Origin of the sequence: Streptomyces spinosus (genome assembly GCF_020400655.1) — a bacterium.
Classification (GTDB): Bacteria; Actinomycetota; Actinomycetes; order Streptomycetales; family Streptomycetaceae; genus Streptomyces; species Streptomyces argyrophylli.
This window is the reverse complement of the sequence record NZ_JAINRC010000016.1, coordinates 17,566-37,027: the sequence shown is the minus strand read 5'-3', so window position 1 is coordinate 37,027 and position 19,462 is coordinate 17,566. Positions and strand designations below refer to the sequence as shown.

Below are 19,462 nucleotides of genomic sequence, written 5' to 3'. Positions count from 1 at the left end.
AGGGTTCGAGGAGCGGTCACAGTGCAGCGCTGGCGTGGCTTGGAGGACATCCCCCAGGACTGGGGGCGCAGCGTCGTCACCATCGGTTCCTACGACGGCGTCCACCGCGGCCACCAGCTGATCATCAAGCACGCCGTCGACCGGGCCCGCGAGCTCGGCGTCCCGGCCGTCGTGGTCACCTTCGACCCGCACCCCAGCGAGGTCGTCCGCCCGGGCAGTCACCCGCCGCTGCTCGCCCCGCACCACCGCCGCGCGGAACTGATGGCCGAGCTGGGCGTCGACGCGTGCCTCATCCTCCCCTTCACCACCGAGTTCTCCAAGCTCTCGCCCGCCGACTTCGTGGTGAAGGTCCTGGTGGACAAGCTGCACGCCAAGGCGGTCGTGGAGGGTCCGAACTTCCGCTTCGGCCACAAGGCGGCCGGCAACGTCGAGTTCCTCGTCGGACAGGGCAAGATCTACGACTTCGACGTCGAGGTCGTCGACCTGTACGTCACCGGTGAGGCGGGCGGCGGCGAACCGTTCTCCTCCACACTGACCCGCCGCCTGGTCGCCGAGGGCGACGTCGCGGGCGCCCGCGAGATCCTCGGCCGCCCGCACCGCGTGGAGGGCGTCGTCGTCCGCGGCGCCCAGCGCGGCCGGGAACTGGGCTTCCCGACGGCCAACGTCGAGACGCTCCCGCACACCGCCATCCCCGCCGACGGCGTGTACGCCGGGTACCTGCACGCCCAGGGCGAGGCCATGCCGGCCGCGATCTCCGTCGGCACGAATCCGCAGTTCGACGGCACCGAGCGCACCGTGGAGGCGTACGCGATCGACCGCGTCGGCCTCGATCTGTACGGCCTCCACGTCGCGGTCGACTTCCTCGCCTACGTGCGCGGGCAGGCGAAGTTCGACTCGCTGGAGGCCCTGCTGGAGCAGATGGCCGCGGATGTGAAGCGGTGCCGGGAGATCGTGGCGGCTCAGGAGTAGCCGCTCGTTTCCGGCGGGAGTCGTTCGGCGGCCCCCGTCACGACGAGAAGGGCGGCCGGTGCGGTGAGCACCGGCCGCCCTTTTTCCATGTCCCTTACTGCTGGGGCGGGGCCGGGGGCGCCTGCGGAGGCTGCTGCGCCTGCTGCCCCGGCTGCGGTTCCGGCTGCGGTTGCGGCTGTGACGGGGGCTGGGGCTGCGGCTGTCCGGCGTGCGGGTAGCCCGGCTGCTGCGGCGCCCCCGGATAGGGCTGCGGCTGGCCCGGCTGAGGCGGGTAGGGCTGCTGCGCCGGGGCGTACGGCTGACCGGGGGCCGGGGCGTACGGCTGGCCGGGGGCCGGGGCGTACGGCTGGCCGGGGGCCGGGGGATACGGCGGGTTCGCGGCCGCGGGATACGGCTGGCCGGGGGGCTGGGGGTACGGCTGCCCGGCGCCGTACAGCTGTTCCGGCACGGGCTGGCCCGGCATCGGCTGTCCGGGCAGGGGCTGGCCAGGCATGGGCTGTCCGGGCATCGGCGCTCCCGGCATGGACGCGCCGGGCATGGGCGCGCCGGGCATGGGCGCTCCCGGCATGGGCGGGGCGGCCACCGGGGGCGGGTTGCCGTCGCTCGTCCACAGGCCGTGGGCCTGCTGGTGGCGGGTGAAGTCCTCGGCGACCATCGCGGCGAGGTTGAAGTACGCCTCACGCGTCTTCGGCCGCATCATGTCGAGGTCTACCTCGGCGCCGGCCGCCAGGTGCTCGTCGAACGGCACGACGACGACCCCGCGGGTGCGGGTCTCGAAGTGCGCCACGATGTCCTCGACCTTGATCATCTTGCCGGTCTCGCGCACCCCGGAGATCACGGTGAGGGACCGGGAGACCAGGTCGGCGTAGCCGTGCGCGGACAGCCAGTCCAGCGTCGTACTGGCACTGCTCGCGCCGTCCACGGACGGCGTGGAGATGATGATGAGCTGGTCGGCGAGGTCGAGCACCCCGCGCATGGCGCTGTACAGCAGCCCGGTGCCCGAGTCGGTCAGGATGACCGGGTACTGCCGGCCGAGCACGTCTATGGCGCGCCGGTAGTCCTCGTCGTTGAACGTCGTGGAAACGGCCGGGTCCACGTCGTTGGCGATGATCTCCAGGCCGGAGGGCGCCTGGGAGGTGAACCGCCGGATGTCCATGTACGAGTTCAGGTACGGGATGGCCTGGACGAGGTCACGGATGGTGGCCCCGGTCTCCCGGCGCACCCGCCGCCCGAGCGTACCGGCGTCCGGGTTGGCGTCGATGGCGAGGATCTTGTCCTGCCGCTCGGTGGCGAGGGTGGAGCCGAGCGCGGTGGTGGTCGTGGTCTTCCCGACGCCGCCCTTGAGGCTGATGACCGCGATCCGGTAGCAGGACAGCACCGGCGTACGGATCAGCTCCAGCTTGCGCTGCCGCTCCGCCTCCTCCTTCTTGCCCCCGAGCTTGAACCGGCCGCCCGCCGCCGCGGGCCGCCCGCTCTTCGCCTTCTGCCGCTTGTTGTTGAGCAGCCGGTCCGAGGACAACTCCACGGCGGCCGTGTAACCCAGCGGCGCGGCACCGGGGTTGGTCGGCTGCCGCTGGTCATGCTGAACGGGCTGCGGCCACGAGGCACCGGAGCGGGGGTCGACGGGGGCGTGCGGGGCCTGCGGAGCGCCGGGCGTGCCGTCCGGGTTCCGGGGCGGCTGCGGGAAGCCGTAACCACCCGACTGAGCATGGGGGTCGGGATTCCCCGGCTGCGGGAAACCGTAGCCGCCGGACTGCGCCGGGGCGTTGGGCGCGCCCGGCTGCGGGAATCCGTAACCGCTCGGCGGGGTGGGGCCGTGGGGGTGCGGCTGTGCGGCGGGAGGCTGCGGGAACCCGTAACCGCCGGGCTGGGCGGGCGGACTGGCGACGCCGGGCTGGGCCGGCGGGTGGGGAACACCGGGCGCCGGGGCGCCGGGCTGCGGGAAGCCGTAGCCGCTCGAAGGCGTGGGGCCGGAGGCCGGGCCGTTGGGCACCGGCGCGCCGGCCGCGCCCGGCTGGCCCGGTCGCTGGGCGGGGCCGGCCTGGTCAGCGGTGTGGTCCGGCTGGTTCCACGCGGCGGGCGCGGGCTGCGGGGCCTGCGGGTGGAACGGCGGCTGCTGACCGGGCGCGCCGGCGGGGCCCTGCTGTCCGGTCGGCTGCGGCTGCTGACCGGGCATCGGACCGGGCTGCTGCGGGACGGCGCCCGGCTGCTGCCCGGGCTGCGCGGGCCACTGGGCGGCGTTGGCAGGCGCGGCGGGCTGGTACGACGGCGGCAGCGGGGGCAGCCCGCCCTGCGACGCGGGCGGCGTCCAGCCGGGCTGGGCGCCCTGCGGGGCCGGGGGAGCGGGCGGTACGGCGGCGTACGGCACGCCGGGGGCGGGTGGAGCCCCGTGAGGCTGGGCGGCGGGGGCGGGCTGGGCGCCGGGAAGGGCGGCGTCCGGCTGGGGGAAGCCGTATCCGCCCGGCCGGCCAGGGGCAGGCTGGGGAGCGTTGACCGGCGGAGCACCGGGTCCAGGGGTACCGGCGTGGACGGCCTCGGGCTGGGCCGGGCTGTCCGAGGCACCGTCGGCGGCAGCCTCACCACCCGGCTGGGCGCCGTCTTCCGCCGCACCCGGGTGAGGCGCACCGCCCGGGGCCGTCACGTCCGCTGCCCCGGCGGGCGAGGTCTCCGGCACGCCGGACTGCGCCGAGTCGGCGGAGCCCTCCGACGGGGCGGGAGGCACGACGTCGACCGCGCCCTCGTCGGCACCACCCTGCTCAGCGCCCCTCTCCCCGGAGCCGTCCTTCTCACCGGCGTCCTTTGCACCGGCGGCCTGCTCGGCAACGCTCTCTTCCGCCGCGGCCTTCTCCTCGGCGGCGGTTCCGTCGGGGCCGGAGCCCCCGGAAACGGCGGCCTCCGCGACCGAACGGTCCGAACCGTCCCTGACGGCCACCTCGCCACCGGACTCCTCGGCGCCGTCCCGGCCACCGGACTGCCCGGCACGGCCGACATCGCCGTCGCCATCGACGGCCCTGTCGCCCCCGGAGTCACCAGCAGACCCCTTCGAACCACGGGAACCCTCAGCACCACCGGCCCCTCCGACACCAGCGGTGTGCTCCGGACCACCGGAAGTCTCCGGACCACCGGAAGCCTCCGGACCGGCGTCGCCCTCCTCACCGGAGGAACCCTCACCCCCGGCCGGCTCTCCGGCGGCACCAGCCCGCTCGGCGATCTCCGCCATCTGCCGCTTCAGGGCGACGGCGGAGAACCGCATGGTCGCCCCGCTCTCCAGATCCCCGTTGTCGGTCTCCGGCTCGGCCACGCCGGAAGCGGCCGACGCCTCCGGCTGGGCGGGCTGGGCCTGCTGCGGCTCGAAGCCCTCGGGCAGCCGCGGCACCGGGACGGGATCACCGGTCGGCGGCGCGGGCTGCGCGGGCCCGGCCGGGTGAGCGTAGGCAGCGCCCTGCGGCGGAGTGAACGAGGCGCCCTGCGCCGGACCGTGGGGAGCCCCCTCCGCCGGACGGTACGAGGCCCCCTGCCCCGGAATGAACGGGGTCCCCTGGGGCGGAGTACCCACCGGCGGGGTGGCCGGCGGAGGCGGTGTCGGACCCGGAACCGGCGTGCCCGTGGGGAACGGCAGCCCGGGAGCCGCCGGAGTGGCCGGCTCACCGGAGGCCGCGGACCCGGTGGACGGGGCGAAAGCGCCCGCACCCCCCGCACCACCGGCACCCGTACCACCCGCTCCGGACGCGTTCTGCGTGTACCAGGCGGGGGGAGCGTAGTCGATGGTGAACTCGCCGGTGGTCTCGACGGCTTCCGCGTCGGGCTGGTCATCGCCGGGTGTGTCCCAGCCCCCGCGCATCCCGTCCCGATCGCTGCTCACAGTTCCTCCTGGTGTGGTCGAGCACCCTCATGCCGTGCCGGGGCGACCATGTCGTGTCGTACCGAGTCGTCCGTAGTCGTTCGGGGCGGTCCGATGCACCGGCTCTCCCCCCGGGACACCGACGCCGGTTCACGGGTCCTGCCATCGCGCCCGCTCCCAGCCTAATCACCAGGAGCCACCCCTCGGCAGGGCCGTCCGCCCCTCCACGCCCGCGCACCAGGTCACGGCACGCGCGCGGACGACCGCCCACCCCGCGCGACCGCGTACCACACCCCGAACAAAAGGGAGAGAAAAGGGCAGTTCAATCCATCCGGCGGGGCGTGCCCAACAATCCGATCTCGGCGTCGGTGGGTTGCGTCAGCACGTACTGCCGGTCGCGGTCGGTACACCACAGGGTGACGCCGTCGGGCAGCCCCGGCAGGGACTCCACCTCGGTCCGCGACAACCCCATCGTGCGCCCCAGTTCGGCCGCCTCGTCCGGCGAGACCCGCTGGATACCGGTGAGCCGCGCCTGCCGCAGCAGCCGGGGCGCGACGGGACTGAGATACGGCAGCAGGGTCAGCACCGACTGCCAGGGCCCGGACACCACCCGCCCGCGAGGGGGCCGCATACCGCAGTCCCGCACCACCAGCACCGGCGTACCGGCGGAGGCACCCTGCGGCGGCACCCGCCCGACCTCGTACACGGACAGCCCGTTCTGCCCGCCGCCCATGGCATGCACCATCTGCATCCAGGCCTGCGGCCGCCCGGTCTCCACCGCGACCCGCGCACCGGTGGCGGCGGAGCGCAGAGCCATGACCTGCGCGGTCCACAGGCCGCCGATCAGCACGATGTCGTACGGCGTAGGGCGGTTCACCCCAAGGATGGCGGGCTGCCCCTCGTTGTTGACGCCGACCACCACACCGTCGTCACCGATGGGCAACGTCAGCGCGTCCACCTGTTCCACGGACAGAGTGTGCCGCGGGTGACGGGGACCGAGCAGACCGAAGCCGGTGCGCAGCCGCTCGCCGAGGCCCGGACCGGACGGGGTGGATGGGGTCGTCATGGTCATCAGCGGGCACCTCCGAGCGGCAACGTGGCCAGGACGCCGGGCAATTGTTCGCGGTCCAGGCGCGCCAGCCCGGTGCGTGCCTGCTGCGCCGCACGTTCCAGATCGCGCCGTGCGTCGGTCAGTTCCTGCTTGCTGCGGCCGGTGATCCGCACGTGGCCGGTGACGGACACGTCCTGCTGCGCGCCCTTGGACAGCGTCAGACTGAAGGTCGTCGCGAGCGCGGGCACCGCGGTCAGCTGTGCCACCAGCTGGGCCAGCGAGCCGCCGGAGCCGCCGAGCTGGGGCCAGCGCCGCACCCAGTAGGTGGTGTGCCGGCGGTTGTCGCAGCGCCAGCTGCGGCTGGACTCCTCGGTCCGCCGCTGTGGCGCCTCGCCCCGCCCGGCCTGAGCGGTGACCATCGGATTGGCACACGCGGACGTGGCGATGGCGGCCGTCAGCTCCTCCTCGGTGAGCACGTTCGCCCGGAACCCGGCGCCGGTCAGCCGACTCGACAGGTGTTCGGCCGAGCGTGCCAGGCACTTCTGCGCTCCCAGCAGCCCGCCGCCGCGCGCGGCCACCGCTTCCGGGCAGAGCTCGGGGTCGAGCTTCAGCGCGATCCAGGTGATGCGGACCGCGGGGGAGCCCGTCTGGGCTTGCAACGGCGCGTAGTTGCTGACGACGACGGACTGCTGGGGCAGGTGCAGAGCGGGCGCGGGCTGGGTGTGCACCACGATCTGCGCCGACTCCAACCGGATGCCGTCGACTTCCAGGACGTCCCGGACCAGGGCCATCGGCAGCGGTCGCCTCCCGTGCTCCGCGCGGAGCGCGTCGACGTCCGACTCCACCTGGAGCACCGCGGTCAGGAAGCCGCCGTCGCCCACCATGCCGATCGGCCGCTGATCCCGTTTGTCACCGCGGTTGAAGACGTACGTGCGCAGGGTCGGGTCGCACTCCACGGCAGGCGCGAGACCGGAGTCGGTCCCGGGCGCCACCGGAGTGCTCGCGGCCCGCCGTATGCGGGCCCGCATCGCCAGCAGGGTGCCGAGCCATTCGGGCAGGGAGCGTCCCCGGCGGCGCACGACGGCGAGCACCACCAGCACCACGCAGACCGGGGCGACGGCGATCAGCGCGACCGTGCCGATGAGCCAGCCGCACAGCGCGAGCGCACCCGTGATCTCCAGCAGCACCAGCCGCTGCACCGCGAACGAACCGCCACGGCCCGAGCGGGACTCCAGACGAGGCGCAAAGGCGCCCTGGTAGGACGTGGGCCCCTGGGAGGCGCCACCCCGCTCGGAGGAAGAGTCACGGGCACCCGACCGGCGTGCGCCGCCCGATCGTGTCCCCGATTGCGATCGCGACCGGATCCGCGTTGCGGAAGCCATCACTTCAAAACCCCCGAACTCTCCCGAAATCCCTTGCGCTCCGGTCCCTTCAAGCCCCGAGCACCCTACCCGTGCCACCAGCATGTCCCCGCAACAGGCATAGTAGGGGCCGGGTCTGACAGTCGAGTCACCAGAGGCAAAACGAGGACGGGGGACGGATCTTCACAGGTCCCCCACGGCTCCGCAACGGGGAGAGAGCGGACACAGATGGCATCACGGCGGGACGAACTCAACGCCTACACCTTCGCGAAGCGCCGCACGCTCGCGTCCTTCCTGCAGCCTTCCCCCTCCGGCTCCGAGGAGGCCGCTCCCAAGCCGCTGGGCGCACTGGTCCCCGGCGTCGTCGTCGGTGTGGTGATCCTCGCGGTGTTCGGCGCGATCGGCATGTTCAGCCCCACGGCTCCCAAGGGCTGGGACACTCCCGAGGAACACGTCATCGTCGCCAGCAAGTCGACCACCCGGTACGTCGTCCTGAAGACGGGCAAGCAGAAGCAGCTCCACCCCGTCCTCAACATGGCGTCGGCCAAGTTGCTCCTGGACCCCGGCAAGGCCAGCGTCATCACCGTCGACGAGAAGATCCTGGACAGCGGCAAGCCTCCGCACGGCGCCACCATCGGCATCCCGTACGCCCCCGACCGCCTGCCCTCCCCGGACGAGGCCGGGACCGCCAAGCGCTGGGCGGTCTGCGAGCGTCCCGCCGACGGGGGCAGGGCCATTCAGAAGGCGGCGTTCGTCCTCGCGCAGAAGGAGTGGTCCAAGACGGAGGGGCCCGACAGGCTCAGCCGCGGTGACCTGATGTACGTCGTCGGTCCGGACGGCAAGACCCAGTACGTCGTCGACGCGCGGGGCACGGCGTACAAGCTCGACAACCCGGGCGACAAGGAACTCCTCAAAGCCCTCGACACCCGGGGCCGTGCCCCGCAGCGCGTCTCCCAGGAGTGGCTCGACACCCTCCACAAGGGCACTCCGATCACCATTCCGCCGATCAAAGGCACACCCGGCGCGAAGGCCGACGCCGGCATCATGCCCGCGCAGTACGACAAGGTCGGCGAGGTCATCAAGGCCTACGACGGACAGGTGATGCGGTACTACGTCGTCCTGAGGGGCGAGGTGGCCCGTATCTCCGAGTTCACCGCCACCCTCCTGCTCAACAGCGGTCAGCTCGTCGGCGTCGGCCAGGCCGGTGAGGCGCAGCAGGTCAGCCCCGGCGCGGTCGCCGACAGCACGGCCTTCGACGAGGACAGGAACTGGCCGACGTACAAGCCCAGGACGGTGAACGACGGCACCAGCGCCACCAGCGGCCGCAACACGGTCTGCAACGTGCTGAGGTCGGTCGGCGGGAAGGGAGCGACGACCCTGTCCACCTGGGTCGGCAAGGACTTCCCGGCGCAACTGCCCACCGGTTCCTCCAGCGCCTACGTCACCGCCGGTTCCGGTCAGCTCTACCGTCAGTTCCAAGGCACGGAGACCACGGCCGGCGGCGTCTTCCTGGTCACCGACACGGGCCTGCGCTACGCCCTGCAGTCCAACAGCGACAGCGCCACCGACGACAAGGGCATCGGCACCTCCGCCAAGAAGCGCAAGGAGGAACTGGCCGAGGCGAAGATCGCCCAGACCCGCCTCGGTTACGAGCAGCTGACGCCCACGCCCATCCCGCTCACGTGGTCGACGTTCCTGCCGACGGGCCCGCGCCTGTCGGAGGCGGCGGCGCGTCAGCCGCAGGGTTCGTAGCGGCGCGCCGAGGAGAACGGACTCATGCTGAAGGCAAGGATCTCGGCAGCCGCGAGCCGAGCGGTGGTCGTGGCCGCAACGGTGACCCTCACCGCGGCGACCACGGTGCTCGCCCTGCCCGCTTCCCCGGCCCGTGCGGACGACGGCCAGTGCACGTTCCCGTCGAAGCCGTACGCGGGCCGGCCGTGGGCGCTGCAACGCGTCAACCTGGACGAGCTGTGGGCGCGGTCCACGGGCAAGGGCGTCCAGGTGGCCGTGATCGACACGGGTGTCGACGTCAAGAACCCGCAGCTCACCAAGGCCGTTGACGCGTCCAAGGGCAAGAACCTGCTGCCGGACAAGAACCGCAAGGGCGAGAAGATAGACCGCGGCAACAAGTCGGGCACCACCGACACGGTCGGCCACGGCACGCGCGTGGCGGGCATCATCGCGGCCCGCCCGGCGAAGGGCACAGGGTTCGTGGGCCTGGCCCCGGACGCCACGATCATCCCGATCAAGCAGAACGACGCAGAGGGGGACGGCACGGCCGACTCGCTGGCCCGGGCGATCACCTACGCGGTCCAGGCGGGCGCCGACGTCATCAACATCTCCCAGGACACGGCCGAGGCGCTCGACCCTAAGAATTCGAAGCTGAAGGACGCCGTCGACTACGCCCTGAACCGGAAGGTCGTCCTGGTGGCCTCCGCCGGCAATGATGGCCTGGGTGGCAACGTCAAGGTCACGTACCCGGCGTCATACGAAGGAGTCCTGGCGGTGGCGGCCTCCGACCGCAACAACGAACGCGCCGCCTTCTCACAGTCGGGAGACTTCGTGGGCGTCGCGGCTCCCGGCGTCGACATGATCTCCACGGTCCCGGGCAACGGCCACTGCTCGGACAACGGTACGAGCTTCTCGGCGCCCTATGTCGCAGGTGTGGCCGCCCTGCTGAAGTCCAAGTACCCCGACTGGACCGCCCGGCAGGTCGTCGCCCAGATCGAACAGACCGCGGAACGCTCGATCCCCGGACGTGACCGGCTGGTGGGCTGGGGCGTGGTGGACCCCGTGAAGGCACTCACGGAGGTGGACCCGGCGCACCCGGTCGAGTCCCCGAAACCCGAGAACGGTATGGCCAGGGGAGAGGCCCCGTCGGTCACCCCCCTGCACTTCGGCGAGACGGCGCAGGAGCGCGACAACCGCCTTGCGACGTACACGGTCGTGGGAGGTCTGGTGCTGGTGGCAGGCATGGCGGGTACGGCGGTGGCGGTCCGCGACGCGCGCCGCAGGCGGGGCGGCCGGCTGGGCTAGGACCCCACCGAAGGTTCGCTGCCTCCGGTGGCAAGGTTCGGGACTACAGAGTGCAGAAAGAGCGGTGCAGAGGGCTGCGACGGTCACTTGCCCGCTGTGCCGGCGTGCTGTGGTGTCGAGTGTTGACGTCTGGTTGCGTGTGGAGAGAGCCTCGCGTCCGCCGCTCAGTTCCCTGGGAGACAGAGGTCAGTGGGAGGCGCACGGCGGTCTCGAGTCTCTGAGACTTCGTTGGAACGGTGAGTCGGCAGGGAGTCCTGTCGCCGTCACAGCTTGCCGAAAACGACTCCTCGCCAGGTCCAGCCCGACTTGAGAACAGCGTCGCGTAGAGGGTTGCGCAGCTCCGCGGCGTCGAACCGGAAAGTCTCCGTCGCTTCGAGGCGACCGCTGTCCCCCCTTTCGATGGTCCACTGGCGGGTCACGGTCCTGTTCGGGCCGCGCGAGTACTCTGACGCGATCTTCAACCTCGGCGGATTTCCGATCCGGGTCGCTTCCCACTGTTCCTCGAGGGCGCGCACCTCACGGTCCTCCTGGACCAGTCGCATCCGGACCCGGACAGCGTGAGTGAGCTGGGACTCGACGAAGAACGCCCGCCAGGCGGGTTCCTCGATGCGCCACTCCGCTACAAGGTCGGCGTTGTCGGCAGCGCTGTCGCGAACCACGTACGGAACGTCGGACCGATTCAGACCAAGGAGGGCTGTCCGCACTTCCTCTGGTGAGACTGGCGCGACTCCGGTCGGAGGGCGCCGGGTACCTGTCAGTTTGTCGAAGAGTCCCATGAGTCAACCTATGAATGGCCGGAGGGGGTACAAGATTCGCCGATTCCGCATTGCGAGAGTTACGCGCTCGCGCTGTCGGCAGGGCGCACGGTGCGCACCAAGTCCATGAAGTCATCCAGTACAGCGTGGGTCAGCCTCCCGCCGGTACAGCGCTGGCGCAAGGCGCGGTCCCGGGGCGGGCCCGTCGTGCGTGTGCGGGGCGTGCTGATCCAGGACAACCTGAACACCCACCTGCCGGCGGAATGCGCCGCTACATCGCCGAACGGGACTGGCTCACTGTCTACCAACTCCCGCGCCACGCACCGGACCTCGACCCGGTCCTCGACGGCTGCCTCACCGGCACCGGCCTCGTGCACGCTCCACGATGACAACACCACCCCCTGGGTCGTGCTCGGAGCGATAGCCGCCGTCGTTGCGCTCGGCGGTGGGGGCGTGGCCGTTGGGTGGACGCGACTGCCAGGTGACGTCGTCCGGCTGAACCTGTCGGAGGCCACATTCGATGAGGCGTGGAGATTTGATGCAGATCGCACGAGGGCTGCCCACTCACCCATTCAGGTGTGCTCATCGTTGATTGGCGGGGTGCGACGCATGACCGCGTCGCCGTGCTCGTTCGCTTGCAAAAAACCGGCGGTTCCGGCCAAGAGCGGCACCTGGGCTGGTCGCGAAGACGAGTCAACGGTTGGACCAGTTGGGCGGGTTGACTAGAGTGGTAAACGCGTTGTGAGACGCGGCTCGCTTTGCGATCGTACGGCGAGCGGTTGGTCGGCCCTCGCTCCGGAGGAGCCGATGGACGTACGGGGAAACGGGGAGGAGCGTCGTGCTTCCGTCAGACATGGTGGGGGGCGTGTCGGCGACCAGGGCGGCGAACCTGGAGGCCAGTGGCGAGGCGCTGGGCAAGTTCGTGGGCCAAGTGGACGAGGTGCTGAGCGCCCTCGAAGGGTCCGCGGGCAACCCGGCGAAGGTCGGTGCTCAGACGATCAGGGCGACGTCGCTGACGTCGGGCGGGGAGAACGAGTTTCCTGAGGCACACGGTCTGTACAAGCAGTACAGCAGGGTCCATCACGAACTCACGACCCTGTCCAAGAGCTTGCACCTGCAGATCGAGGCGATCGGCATCGCGGTCGCCGGTGCGCGCAACGGCTTCGACAGTCTGGAAGAGGAGCAGCGTCAGCGCTTCTGGGCGATCCAGGCGGAGATCAAGAAGCTCGAGCCCAGGACGGACGACAAGCAGCACGCCAGCAGCGGCACCAAGACGAAGGCGTGACGATGACGGACAAGCAGCACAAGGACGATCTGCATCGCGTCTCTCAGCAGAACTCCGTGACGGACATCGTCCGCGGTATCGAGGACGGACCGCGCGGCGGCTTCCTCAACGGCATGGTGCGCTCCGTGGTCGAAACCACGCCCTTCGGACGAGCCGTCGCCGCCAGGACGGACTTCGACAAGCGCGATCTTGACCTGAACCAGATGATCGATCTGGTCGAGAAGACCGACCCGGGGGATCTCGAATCCTCCGGCAAGGCGCTCTGGGACGCGCGCGATGCCATCAAGAAGGCCGCCGACGATCTCAAGGCCTACATCGACAAGGTCCCCTGGGTGGGAGTGTCGGGAGATCAATTCCGCACGTGGGGCGAGAATCTCGTCACCAACACCCACCATCTGAGTGAGTTCGCCGGGGCGGCGGGTGACCAGATCACCGCCGCCGCCGTGGGCCTCGCAGCCGTGCGTGGTGGCATGCCGGCTCGTGACACCAGGGCGAACCCGAAGCGACCCGAGAAGTTCACCGAAGCCGAGAAGGCCGCGAACAAGGCGGAATACGACCACGCCGTTCAGGTGGAGAAGCACCGCCAAGAGGCGATCAACCAGATGAATCGGTTGGCGTCGTACTACGCGGTCTCGGAGGAGGTCCTGGCAGCCCTGCCCGCCAAGGACAAGACGCCGAACTTTACGTCGATGCCCGACGTGGGCGTGCCTCGGCCGCAGCCCGTCAACTCGCTCGGGACCGACCGTCCGACGTCCGGGACGGGTGCGCATACGGGTACCGGCTCGGCACCCGCCATCGGTCATCATGTAACTGCAGTGGGGCCCGACAATGTAGCCCACCACGTGCCTCGCGAAACCGCCCCGCCTCACGTGCTGCCGACGCACGACAACCACACGGTCACGCTCCCTGAGGAGCCGCCCGTCGGCACGAACATCGACAGCACCGGCACGCTGCCTCCTCCCACGACCACACACACGACCGGCCCTACCCCGCCGGTCACCAACACGCCTCCGGCAGGCGGTCAGCCCGACCTGTTGGGCGGCGCCGGCTACCGGGTTCCGCTGCCCAGTCCGACGACGGGCCGAAGCCTGAGTGGTTCGGCCGGGTACCGTACTCCTCCCTTTGCTCAGGGACGTGCGGGTACGGCCGGGTTTCCCAATGCCCAAGGCTCCGGACGCAATGCGGCACAGGGACCCATGAACCAGGTGGGTAGTGCCGCGTCGACGGGACAGACCGCCGGTAGGAGCACGGCGTCTCCGATGGGTCGCGCGGTCACTGGTGGTTCGCCGCGGCCCGGCGGCACGACGACGCCCCGTGCGAACGCCACGCCGACAACCGGCGCCGGCCGTTCCAATGGAGTCGTCGGGGGGCGCCCCACGGCCACCGGTAGTCCGGCGAAGGGTGGGGCGAGGATTCCGCGTGGCACGGTCATCGGGGCCGAGGCTCAGGCCAATTCGCAGTCCACGGCTGGTCGACTCGGCCAGCGCGGTGTCTTCGGAACGCCCCAGTCCGCAGCGCGGCCCGGTACGAAGCCGAGCGGTTCTCGCACGGGAGCGGGTGAGTCCGAGGCTGTGACGGGCAAACCGGCTGCGCGGAACTCCGCTGCGGGTGCCGAGCGGAGCGGTATGACGCGGGGCGGTGCCGGTCTCGTACGCGGCGCCGGCCGTAAGGGAAAGCCCGAGGACACGGAGGAAGAGTCACAGCTGCCCGACAAGCCCCGGCGCGATGTGCCGCCGGTGGCCAACTGACCGCTAACGAGGACACGGAAGACAATGAAGTCAGGGATGAGCCGACGAGCCGAGCGGACGACGCTCCACGGGACGCGCAGCGGTGGACGAGTGCGTGCTGTGGGCGCGGCCGTCGGCACCCTGGTGGCCGCGACTGTGGGGTTTGCACCCAGTGCTGTAGCGGATGACGTCCAGGCGAAGCAGTGGTACCTGGGTCCGATGCAGGCCGAACAGATGTGGAAGGTCAGCACCGGCAAGGGCGTCAAGGTTGCCCTCATAGACACCGGTGTGAACGCGGACACGCCGTCACTCAAGGGTCAGGTCCTGGTGGATGAGACCCCGAAGTCGGTGGCGTACCGTGCGACCGCCGACTACAAAGGTCATGGGACGACCATGGCCGAGTTGATCGCTGGTACGGGAGCCGGCGGCAGCCTCAAGGGGCTGGCGCCGGGTGCAAAGATCGTTCCGTACCGGATTGAGCTGGACGGTCTGAAGGGCGGGTCCGCAGAGAAGAGGAAGACTCCCGAGCCCGAAGACGCGATCAGAGCCGCGGCCGACACCGACGCGAAGATCATCAGCATGTCGTTCGGTGAGGCGGCACCGATCCCCAAGGTGGAAGAGGCCATCAAGTACGCGGCATCGAAGGGCAAGTTGCTGATTGCCGCGGTTGGCAATGACGGGCGGACATCAGGGGACAACATCGGCTACCCAGCCGCTTTCCCCTACGTGGTGGGCGTCGCGTCGGTCGACAAGTCCCTCACGGTGTCGAAGTTCTCCTCGTCCGGTAACTACGTGGACCTCTCGGCTCCAGGCCAAGGCTTTCCGGGATGGTGCGACACCAACTTCCGCTCGTACTGCGACGACGTGAACGGTACAAGTTCGGCAGCCGCGATCGCCTCGGGTGCCGCAGCGTTGATCTGGTCCGCGCACCCTGACTGGACGGTGAACCAGGTGGCCCGTGCTCTGATCGACACGGCAGGCCGTACCTGGTCGAAGAACGACCCGAGCAAGTACGCCGGCTACGGGCTCATTCGACCCCGTCTCGTTCTGGCGAACCGCGACTACAACCCCGGCCCGGCCGATGTCGACCCGCTTGCGGCGGAGAACGGCGGCGACCTGCTGGCCAGATCCGCCGCGTCCTCCACGTCTTCCTCCTCGTCCCCCTCCGCCCCTTCCTCCTCCGCATCAACCCCGTCACAAGCCCCCGACAAGGGTTCTACCGGCGGTACTTCGGCGGCAGGATCGAGCACGGAGTCGTCGAACGACAACACCACCCTCTGGACCGTGCTCGGCGCCGTAGCCGCCGTCGTCGTGATCGGCGGAGGCGGGCTGGCTGTCGCACGGGCGCGGCGTGCCAGGTGACGTCGGCAGCCGTCTTTAGCCCTGTGCTCTTCCGATAGGGCGTGCAGTACGCGCCCGCCGCCGTGCCGCACCGTGCGGTAGTGGGCCGAGCAGTTGGACCAACGAGACAGACAGAGAAAGGGCTGAGATGGCCGAGAACAAGCAGAAGCTCGAAGATGCCGCAGTAATCCACCTGCAGAAGCAGATGCTGGAGAAGTACGACGGCATCCGGAAGCGGGTGCACGGGCTGCAGGGCGTGATCGACGGCCTGGAGGGACAGTGGCACGGTATCGGTCGTGCCGCCTTCGACTCGAAGCAGTACGAGATCAACCAGTCGCTGCAGGCCATCGGCGGCATCCTCGGTGACGTCATCGAGGCCATGACCGCGACCCGCAACATCAAGGACAGCAAGGAAGACGAGGTCCGCGCGGCCGTCAACAAGATCGACGTGCGGGACGGCGCTCCGACCGTGTCCCCTCTCAGCTCATACTGACGGAGCGGGCACCCAGGACTTCCGCCGCAGACACCGGCGCACCCATCCGATACACACCAGCGAGACGAGGTAACACGCATGGCCAACAACACTGACGGCCTGTCAGTCACTTACGACGGGCTCGACGTCGCGGCAACCAAGATCGGCAACGAGGCGAGCCAGCTCGAGCAGGACCTGCAGGAGCTGCGCCGGCTGGTCGTGAGCAGCCTGCAGTACTGGGAGGGGCAGGCCCAGGACACCTTCCACGAGAAGCTGAACCACTGGGACAAGGAAGCGAACGACATCCACCAGGCGCTGGCCGGCATCGGCCACGTCGTCGCCCAGTCCGGCGGTACGTACATGGAAGGCGACAAGAAGGCGGCCAGCTACTTCCGCTAGGCCGAGAGTCGCGGAAGCGACGAAGCAACTCCAGGGTGGGCGCGCACGGGAGGCGCCCACCCTGTTGTTGTGTCCGGCAGGAAGCCGCTCAGGGGACAGGGGTGGACGTGCGCGCCGCCCCCGGCCATGGTCCGGGCTGGAGCGTTACACCGGCTCGCATGTGGCGACGCAGCCGTCATCGACGACATGCCCGGCAGTCTGTGCCGCGTTCTACCGGCGTCCCTGTCGTCACCCGCGGCCTCGATCACGCATCGGGAACCCCAGTCGGCAGATCGGCCTCGGAAGCGCAGCCTGCCTCTTGGGCCACTTCGCGGGAGAGAGAGTTGAGGATCACCATGCGGTCTTTGTCGATGCTGTCCCCGCGCAGTTGGGAACGAGTGGAATAGAGTTCCGCTTTCACGTACTTGGTGTCACCGATGTACGCGTCTTTCGATCCTGCTCTGGTGGGACACTGGAAAAACAGGTCAGCTCCGTCGCGGCCCACTTGGGCATACAGTCCCACGGGGTATCTGACCTTGCTGCCGTTGACTTCTTTGTCGGACGGTGCGGGGTAACTCTGGGATGCCGAGAAGCGGATTTCAAGAAGTGGCTTGCCGCTCTCGTCGCCGGCCTTGTACACCCAGCACGCTGGGCGCTGACGATACTCGTCGTGCAGGTGCCTGACCGCGTCCTGTACGGAAAACGAACGAGGCTGTCCCGTCTCGTCGGCGCCCGTGGACTCGTCGAACCGATCCGTACCCGCCAGGTTCTGCAGAGATTGTCCGGCGGAAGCGTCGAGCGCTCCGCCGCAGATCTTGCTCGCTGTCGTGCCGGACGTCTTCGCCTGCTCATGCTCAGGATCACTGCTGCAACTCGCGACAAGAAGCGCCACAGCCGTAAGAGAGAGAGCCGTCCCGTATGTACTGTTCCTTGCGATTCGCAGCACTTTACGCCCCTGCTCAGTCCTTGTAGGGAGGCCGGCCACGGTAGTCGTTCTCGTGGGAGCCGGTGCCCAGGTAACTGCTCTTTGTTTCTTCGACCCATTGCTGCTGGTCAGCGACAGTCCTGGCGTTTGGATGGTCCTTGAAGTACGCATCGTAGGTCGATCCGAGATCGTCGACCCCTCGGCCGTAGAACTCACGGCTCGTCATCTGTGACGGAACCAGAGGATCGGACTCGGCGTCGTCGGTCGCCTTGTCGATCTCGTGGCCGAGCAGCGTGTTGGCCGCATTCGTGAGCGTGTCCGCCGCAACGGGGGCGATGACGACTGCGGCAGCCGTCGAACCGGGGAGCGGGATGGAGGCGACTCCACCAGCGACTACTGCACCGACCAGGAGTTTCTTCCAGTCTCCCGACCGCCCCAGTGCCTTGTTGGCTTCGTCCGAGTTCTCTCCGTACGTCGTTGCCGCCTGCTCCACCCGGGAATTGTCCAGAATGCCGCGGGCTTCCGCGCCCACCGACATGATGTCGCGTGCCTGGTTCATATGGGCATTACTGGTCGGGGGATGGGCGTCGAGCATGCTCAAGGTGTACACATGCTGGGCAGCGGTTACGGCCTTGTGCGAGTGCTCGTCCTGCCCGAGGACGCTCAGGAAATCGATGGCCCCCTGGTTGCCGAAGTGGGCACGTCCGGCATAGCGAGCAGGGAAGTCCCCCGCGTCCTTGCCGTGGTCCCCGATACCGGACAGTTCGTAGTCGATGTCATCGATGTACGCTCCGGCCATCTTGCCCAGGCTGTCGGCGAGTTCGGGCTGATCGTGCAGCATCTTCGGGCCGTCCTCGCCGCCGTAGAGGTAGGCGACCTGTTCCATGACGCCGGCCGTGGCCGCGGTGCGTCGGTCACCCGCCGCGACGTCCTTCGGGGAGGCGTCCGCGGAATAACCGGTCGTGGCCGCCTCCAGCGCCCGGCCCAGTGAGTTGCGTGCTGCGACGTAGTCGTGGTCGCCCTCCATCGTGGCGTCGGAGACCCAGACCCGTTCCTTCGTCAGGTACTTCAGGTGCTCGTTGACCTCGGCGTCCTTGTTGACCGTGTCGCCGCTGCCGTCGGGCTGGGCGAAGAACTGCGCCGACGCATCCGGATTATGACCGAGCGCCTCGAGGAAACCGGTCACGGGGTCGCGGCCGCGATCGTTCTTGTAGCCCCAGTAATTGAGGTCGCCGTCGTTGAAGTTGTTGACCCAGGCGTTGATGCCCTGGCCGTTCATCTTCTTGTCGTATGCGAGGAGCTTGTCGCCGTAGTCGTTGAGGAACTGGTCGTCGTAGTCGCCGAAGCGCATGAGGTTACTCATGACCGCGTAACCCGTCGGATTGCTCGCGTCGTCGATCCCGAGCTGGTCGGGCCCCAGCCGGATCATCTGCCGCTCCCAGGTCTGCATCTTGTCGCTGTCCGAGAGAGTGGCCTGGCCGATGATGGTCCCGAGGTTCTTCTGCAACTGTTTCGCTTGCTTGGCGCGGTCGGGGTCGTAAGTTCCCTGGTAGGGATCGGCGATGCCGGCCCAAAAGGTGAGCACCTTCTTCGGGCCGACCTGCGTGGCGAACTCCTCCGCGAACAAGGGGTCGTTCTTGTACTTGGCCAGGGTCGAGTTGAGTGATGCGAGCTCCGTGCTCGTCACGTCGTGCGGATTCTTCGCGAGGATCTTGGCCATCCGGTCTGCCTCCGAGACGGCCTTGGCGGCCGCGTCCCGGTTCTCGTAGTGGGCGCCGGAGAAGCCGTACTTCGCCTGGTCGACGAGGAGACCGAGTGCCTTCGCCGCGGTATTGTCACTCTCGGTCGCCTTGCCGAGAATGCGCTGAACCTCGTTGCGAAGGGCGTCGACGTCTGCCTGGCTGACCGCGCTTGTGTTGCCACTGGGATCGGATGCCCAGTCGGGGCGAGGGTTGCCGCTGACGCTGAAGGTTCCGCCGCCCGTGTCGATGACGGTGCAGTACTTGTACGGCACCCGTTCAAGGGTCTCGTTCAGCTGGTCGCGATAGCCGACGAGTTCGTCGCGGGTGTCCTTGAGGATCTTCGTAATGGAGTCCGCCTGCGTGTGGGCGTCCGCGAACTCCTGCGCGGTCTTGTCGATGAACTCCCGGCTCACCTGGGCGTTGACACCGGCCCAGTCCGCCTTGTCCGCACGGCTCTTCAGGTTGCTCTGGGCATCCCCCTTCAGCGTAGCCAGGTTCTTGGTCATCTCCTCCCAGTCGGTGATGGCCTCTCCCAGCTGCGAGAAGTTGCCGTAGCGCAAAGCGTCGAGATCCATGCCC

At 69.4% G+C, this 19,462-nt stretch carries 15 protein-coding genes; 9 read left to right on the top strand and 6 right to left on the bottom strand.

From position 1 onward, the window contains the following. Positions 1-21 precede the first annotated feature (21 nt). Entirely contained in the window at positions 22-969 is a 948-nt protein-coding gene (locus LG395_RS28715; protein WP_225811713.1) for a bifunctional riboflavin kinase/FAD synthetase, read from the top strand. 94 nt (positions 970-1,063) lie between these two features. Here the strand turns inward: LG395_RS28715 and LG395_RS28710 are convergent, their stop codons facing one another. The 3 genes from LG395_RS28710 to eccE form a co-directional block, all read right to left on the bottom strand. Then, on the bottom strand, positions 1,064-4,810 hold the full coding sequence (locus LG395_RS28710) for an SCO5717 family growth-regulating ATPase (RefSeq protein WP_263983173.1): 3,747 nt from the start codon (positions 4,808-4,810) through the stop codon (positions 1,064-1,066). Between the two features lie 322 nt (positions 4,811-5,132). Beyond that, on the bottom strand, positions 5,133-5,882 hold the full coding sequence (locus tag LG395_RS28705; protein ID WP_225811711.1) for a hypothetical protein: 750 nt from the start codon (positions 5,880-5,882) through the stop codon (positions 5,133-5,135). Further along, positions 5,882-7,243, bottom strand: a complete 1,362-nt coding sequence (eccE, locus tag LG395_RS28700) for a type VII secretion protein EccE (RefSeq protein ID WP_263983163.1) — start codon at positions 7,241-7,243, stop codon at positions 5,882-5,884. Before eccE ends, LG395_RS28705 begins: the two co-directional genes overlap by 1 nt. 207 nt (positions 7,244-7,450) lie before the next feature. Between eccE and eccB the strand changes: the two genes are divergently transcribed. Together eccB and mycP are read left to right on the top strand one after the other, a co-directional pair. Beyond that, positions 7,451-8,974: a type VII secretion protein EccB gene (gene eccB, locus LG395_RS28695; RefSeq protein WP_225811710.1), complete on the top strand. Its 1,524-nt coding sequence runs from the start codon at positions 7,451-7,453 to the stop codon at positions 8,972-8,974. A gap of 24 nt (positions 8,975-8,998) precedes the next feature. Continuing rightward, positions 8,999-10,258 (top strand): type VII secretion-associated serine protease mycosin, encoded by a 1,260-nt coding sequence (mycP, locus tag LG395_RS28690; protein ID WP_225811709.1) that lies wholly within the window; start codon positions 8,999-9,001, stop codon positions 10,256-10,258. A 263-nt stretch (positions 10,259-10,521) separates the two neighbouring features. On the opposite strand, the gene LG395_RS28685 is transcribed toward mycP, so the two are convergent. Next, complete coding sequence (locus LG395_RS28685; protein WP_225811708.1) at positions 10,522-11,034, bottom strand: hypothetical protein; 513 nt, start codon at positions 11,032-11,034, stop codon at positions 10,522-10,524. Between the two features lie 242 nt (positions 11,035-11,276). Between LG395_RS28685 and LG395_RS28680 the strand changes: the two genes are divergently transcribed. From LG395_RS28680 to LG395_RS28655, 6 genes are all read left to right on the top strand, one after another. Next, positions 11,277-11,402 carry a hypothetical protein gene (locus LG395_RS28680; protein WP_308071385.1) on the top strand — a complete coding sequence of 42 codons (126 nt, stop codon included), beginning with the start codon at positions 11,277-11,279 and terminating at the stop codon, positions 11,400-11,402. Between the two features lie 476 nt (positions 11,403-11,878). Then, entirely contained in the window at positions 11,879-12,298 is a 420-nt protein-coding gene (locus LG395_RS28675) for a DUF2563 family protein (protein ID WP_308071384.1), read from the top strand. Positions 12,299-12,300: 2 nt separating this feature from the next. Continuing rightward, positions 12,301-14,046: a hypothetical protein gene (locus LG395_RS28670; protein ID WP_225811707.1), complete on the top strand. Its 1,746-nt coding sequence runs from the start codon at positions 12,301-12,303 to the stop codon at positions 14,044-14,046. 90 nt (positions 14,047-14,136) lie between these two features. Continuing rightward, positions 14,137-15,387, top strand: a complete 1,251-nt coding sequence (locus LG395_RS28665; RefSeq protein ID WP_372463477.1) for a S8 family serine peptidase — start codon at positions 14,137-14,139, stop codon at positions 15,385-15,387. A gap of 127 nt (positions 15,388-15,514) precedes the next feature. Further along, on the top strand, positions 15,515-15,859 hold the full coding sequence (locus LG395_RS28660; protein ID WP_030657588.1) for a WXG100 family type VII secretion target: 345 nt from the start codon (positions 15,515-15,517) through the stop codon (positions 15,857-15,859). 78 nt (positions 15,860-15,937) lie between these two features. Then, a complete protein-coding gene (locus LG395_RS28655; RefSeq protein ID WP_225811706.1) occupies positions 15,938-16,237 on the top strand; it encodes a WXG100 family type VII secretion target in 300 nt (99 codons plus the stop codon). Between the two features lie 244 nt (positions 16,238-16,481). On the opposite strand, the gene LG395_RS28650 is transcribed toward LG395_RS28655, so the two are convergent. Then, positions 16,482-17,108, bottom strand: coding sequence for a hypothetical protein (locus LG395_RS28650; protein ID WP_225811705.1), 627 nt, complete (start codon positions 17,106-17,108; stop codon positions 16,482-16,484). Positions 17,109-17,175: 67 nt separating this feature from the next. Then, positions 17,176-19,458, bottom strand: a complete 2,283-nt coding sequence (locus LG395_RS28645) for a DUF6571 family protein (protein WP_225811704.1) — start codon at positions 19,456-19,458, stop codon at positions 17,176-17,178. Positions 19,459-19,462: the final 4 nt, after the last annotated feature.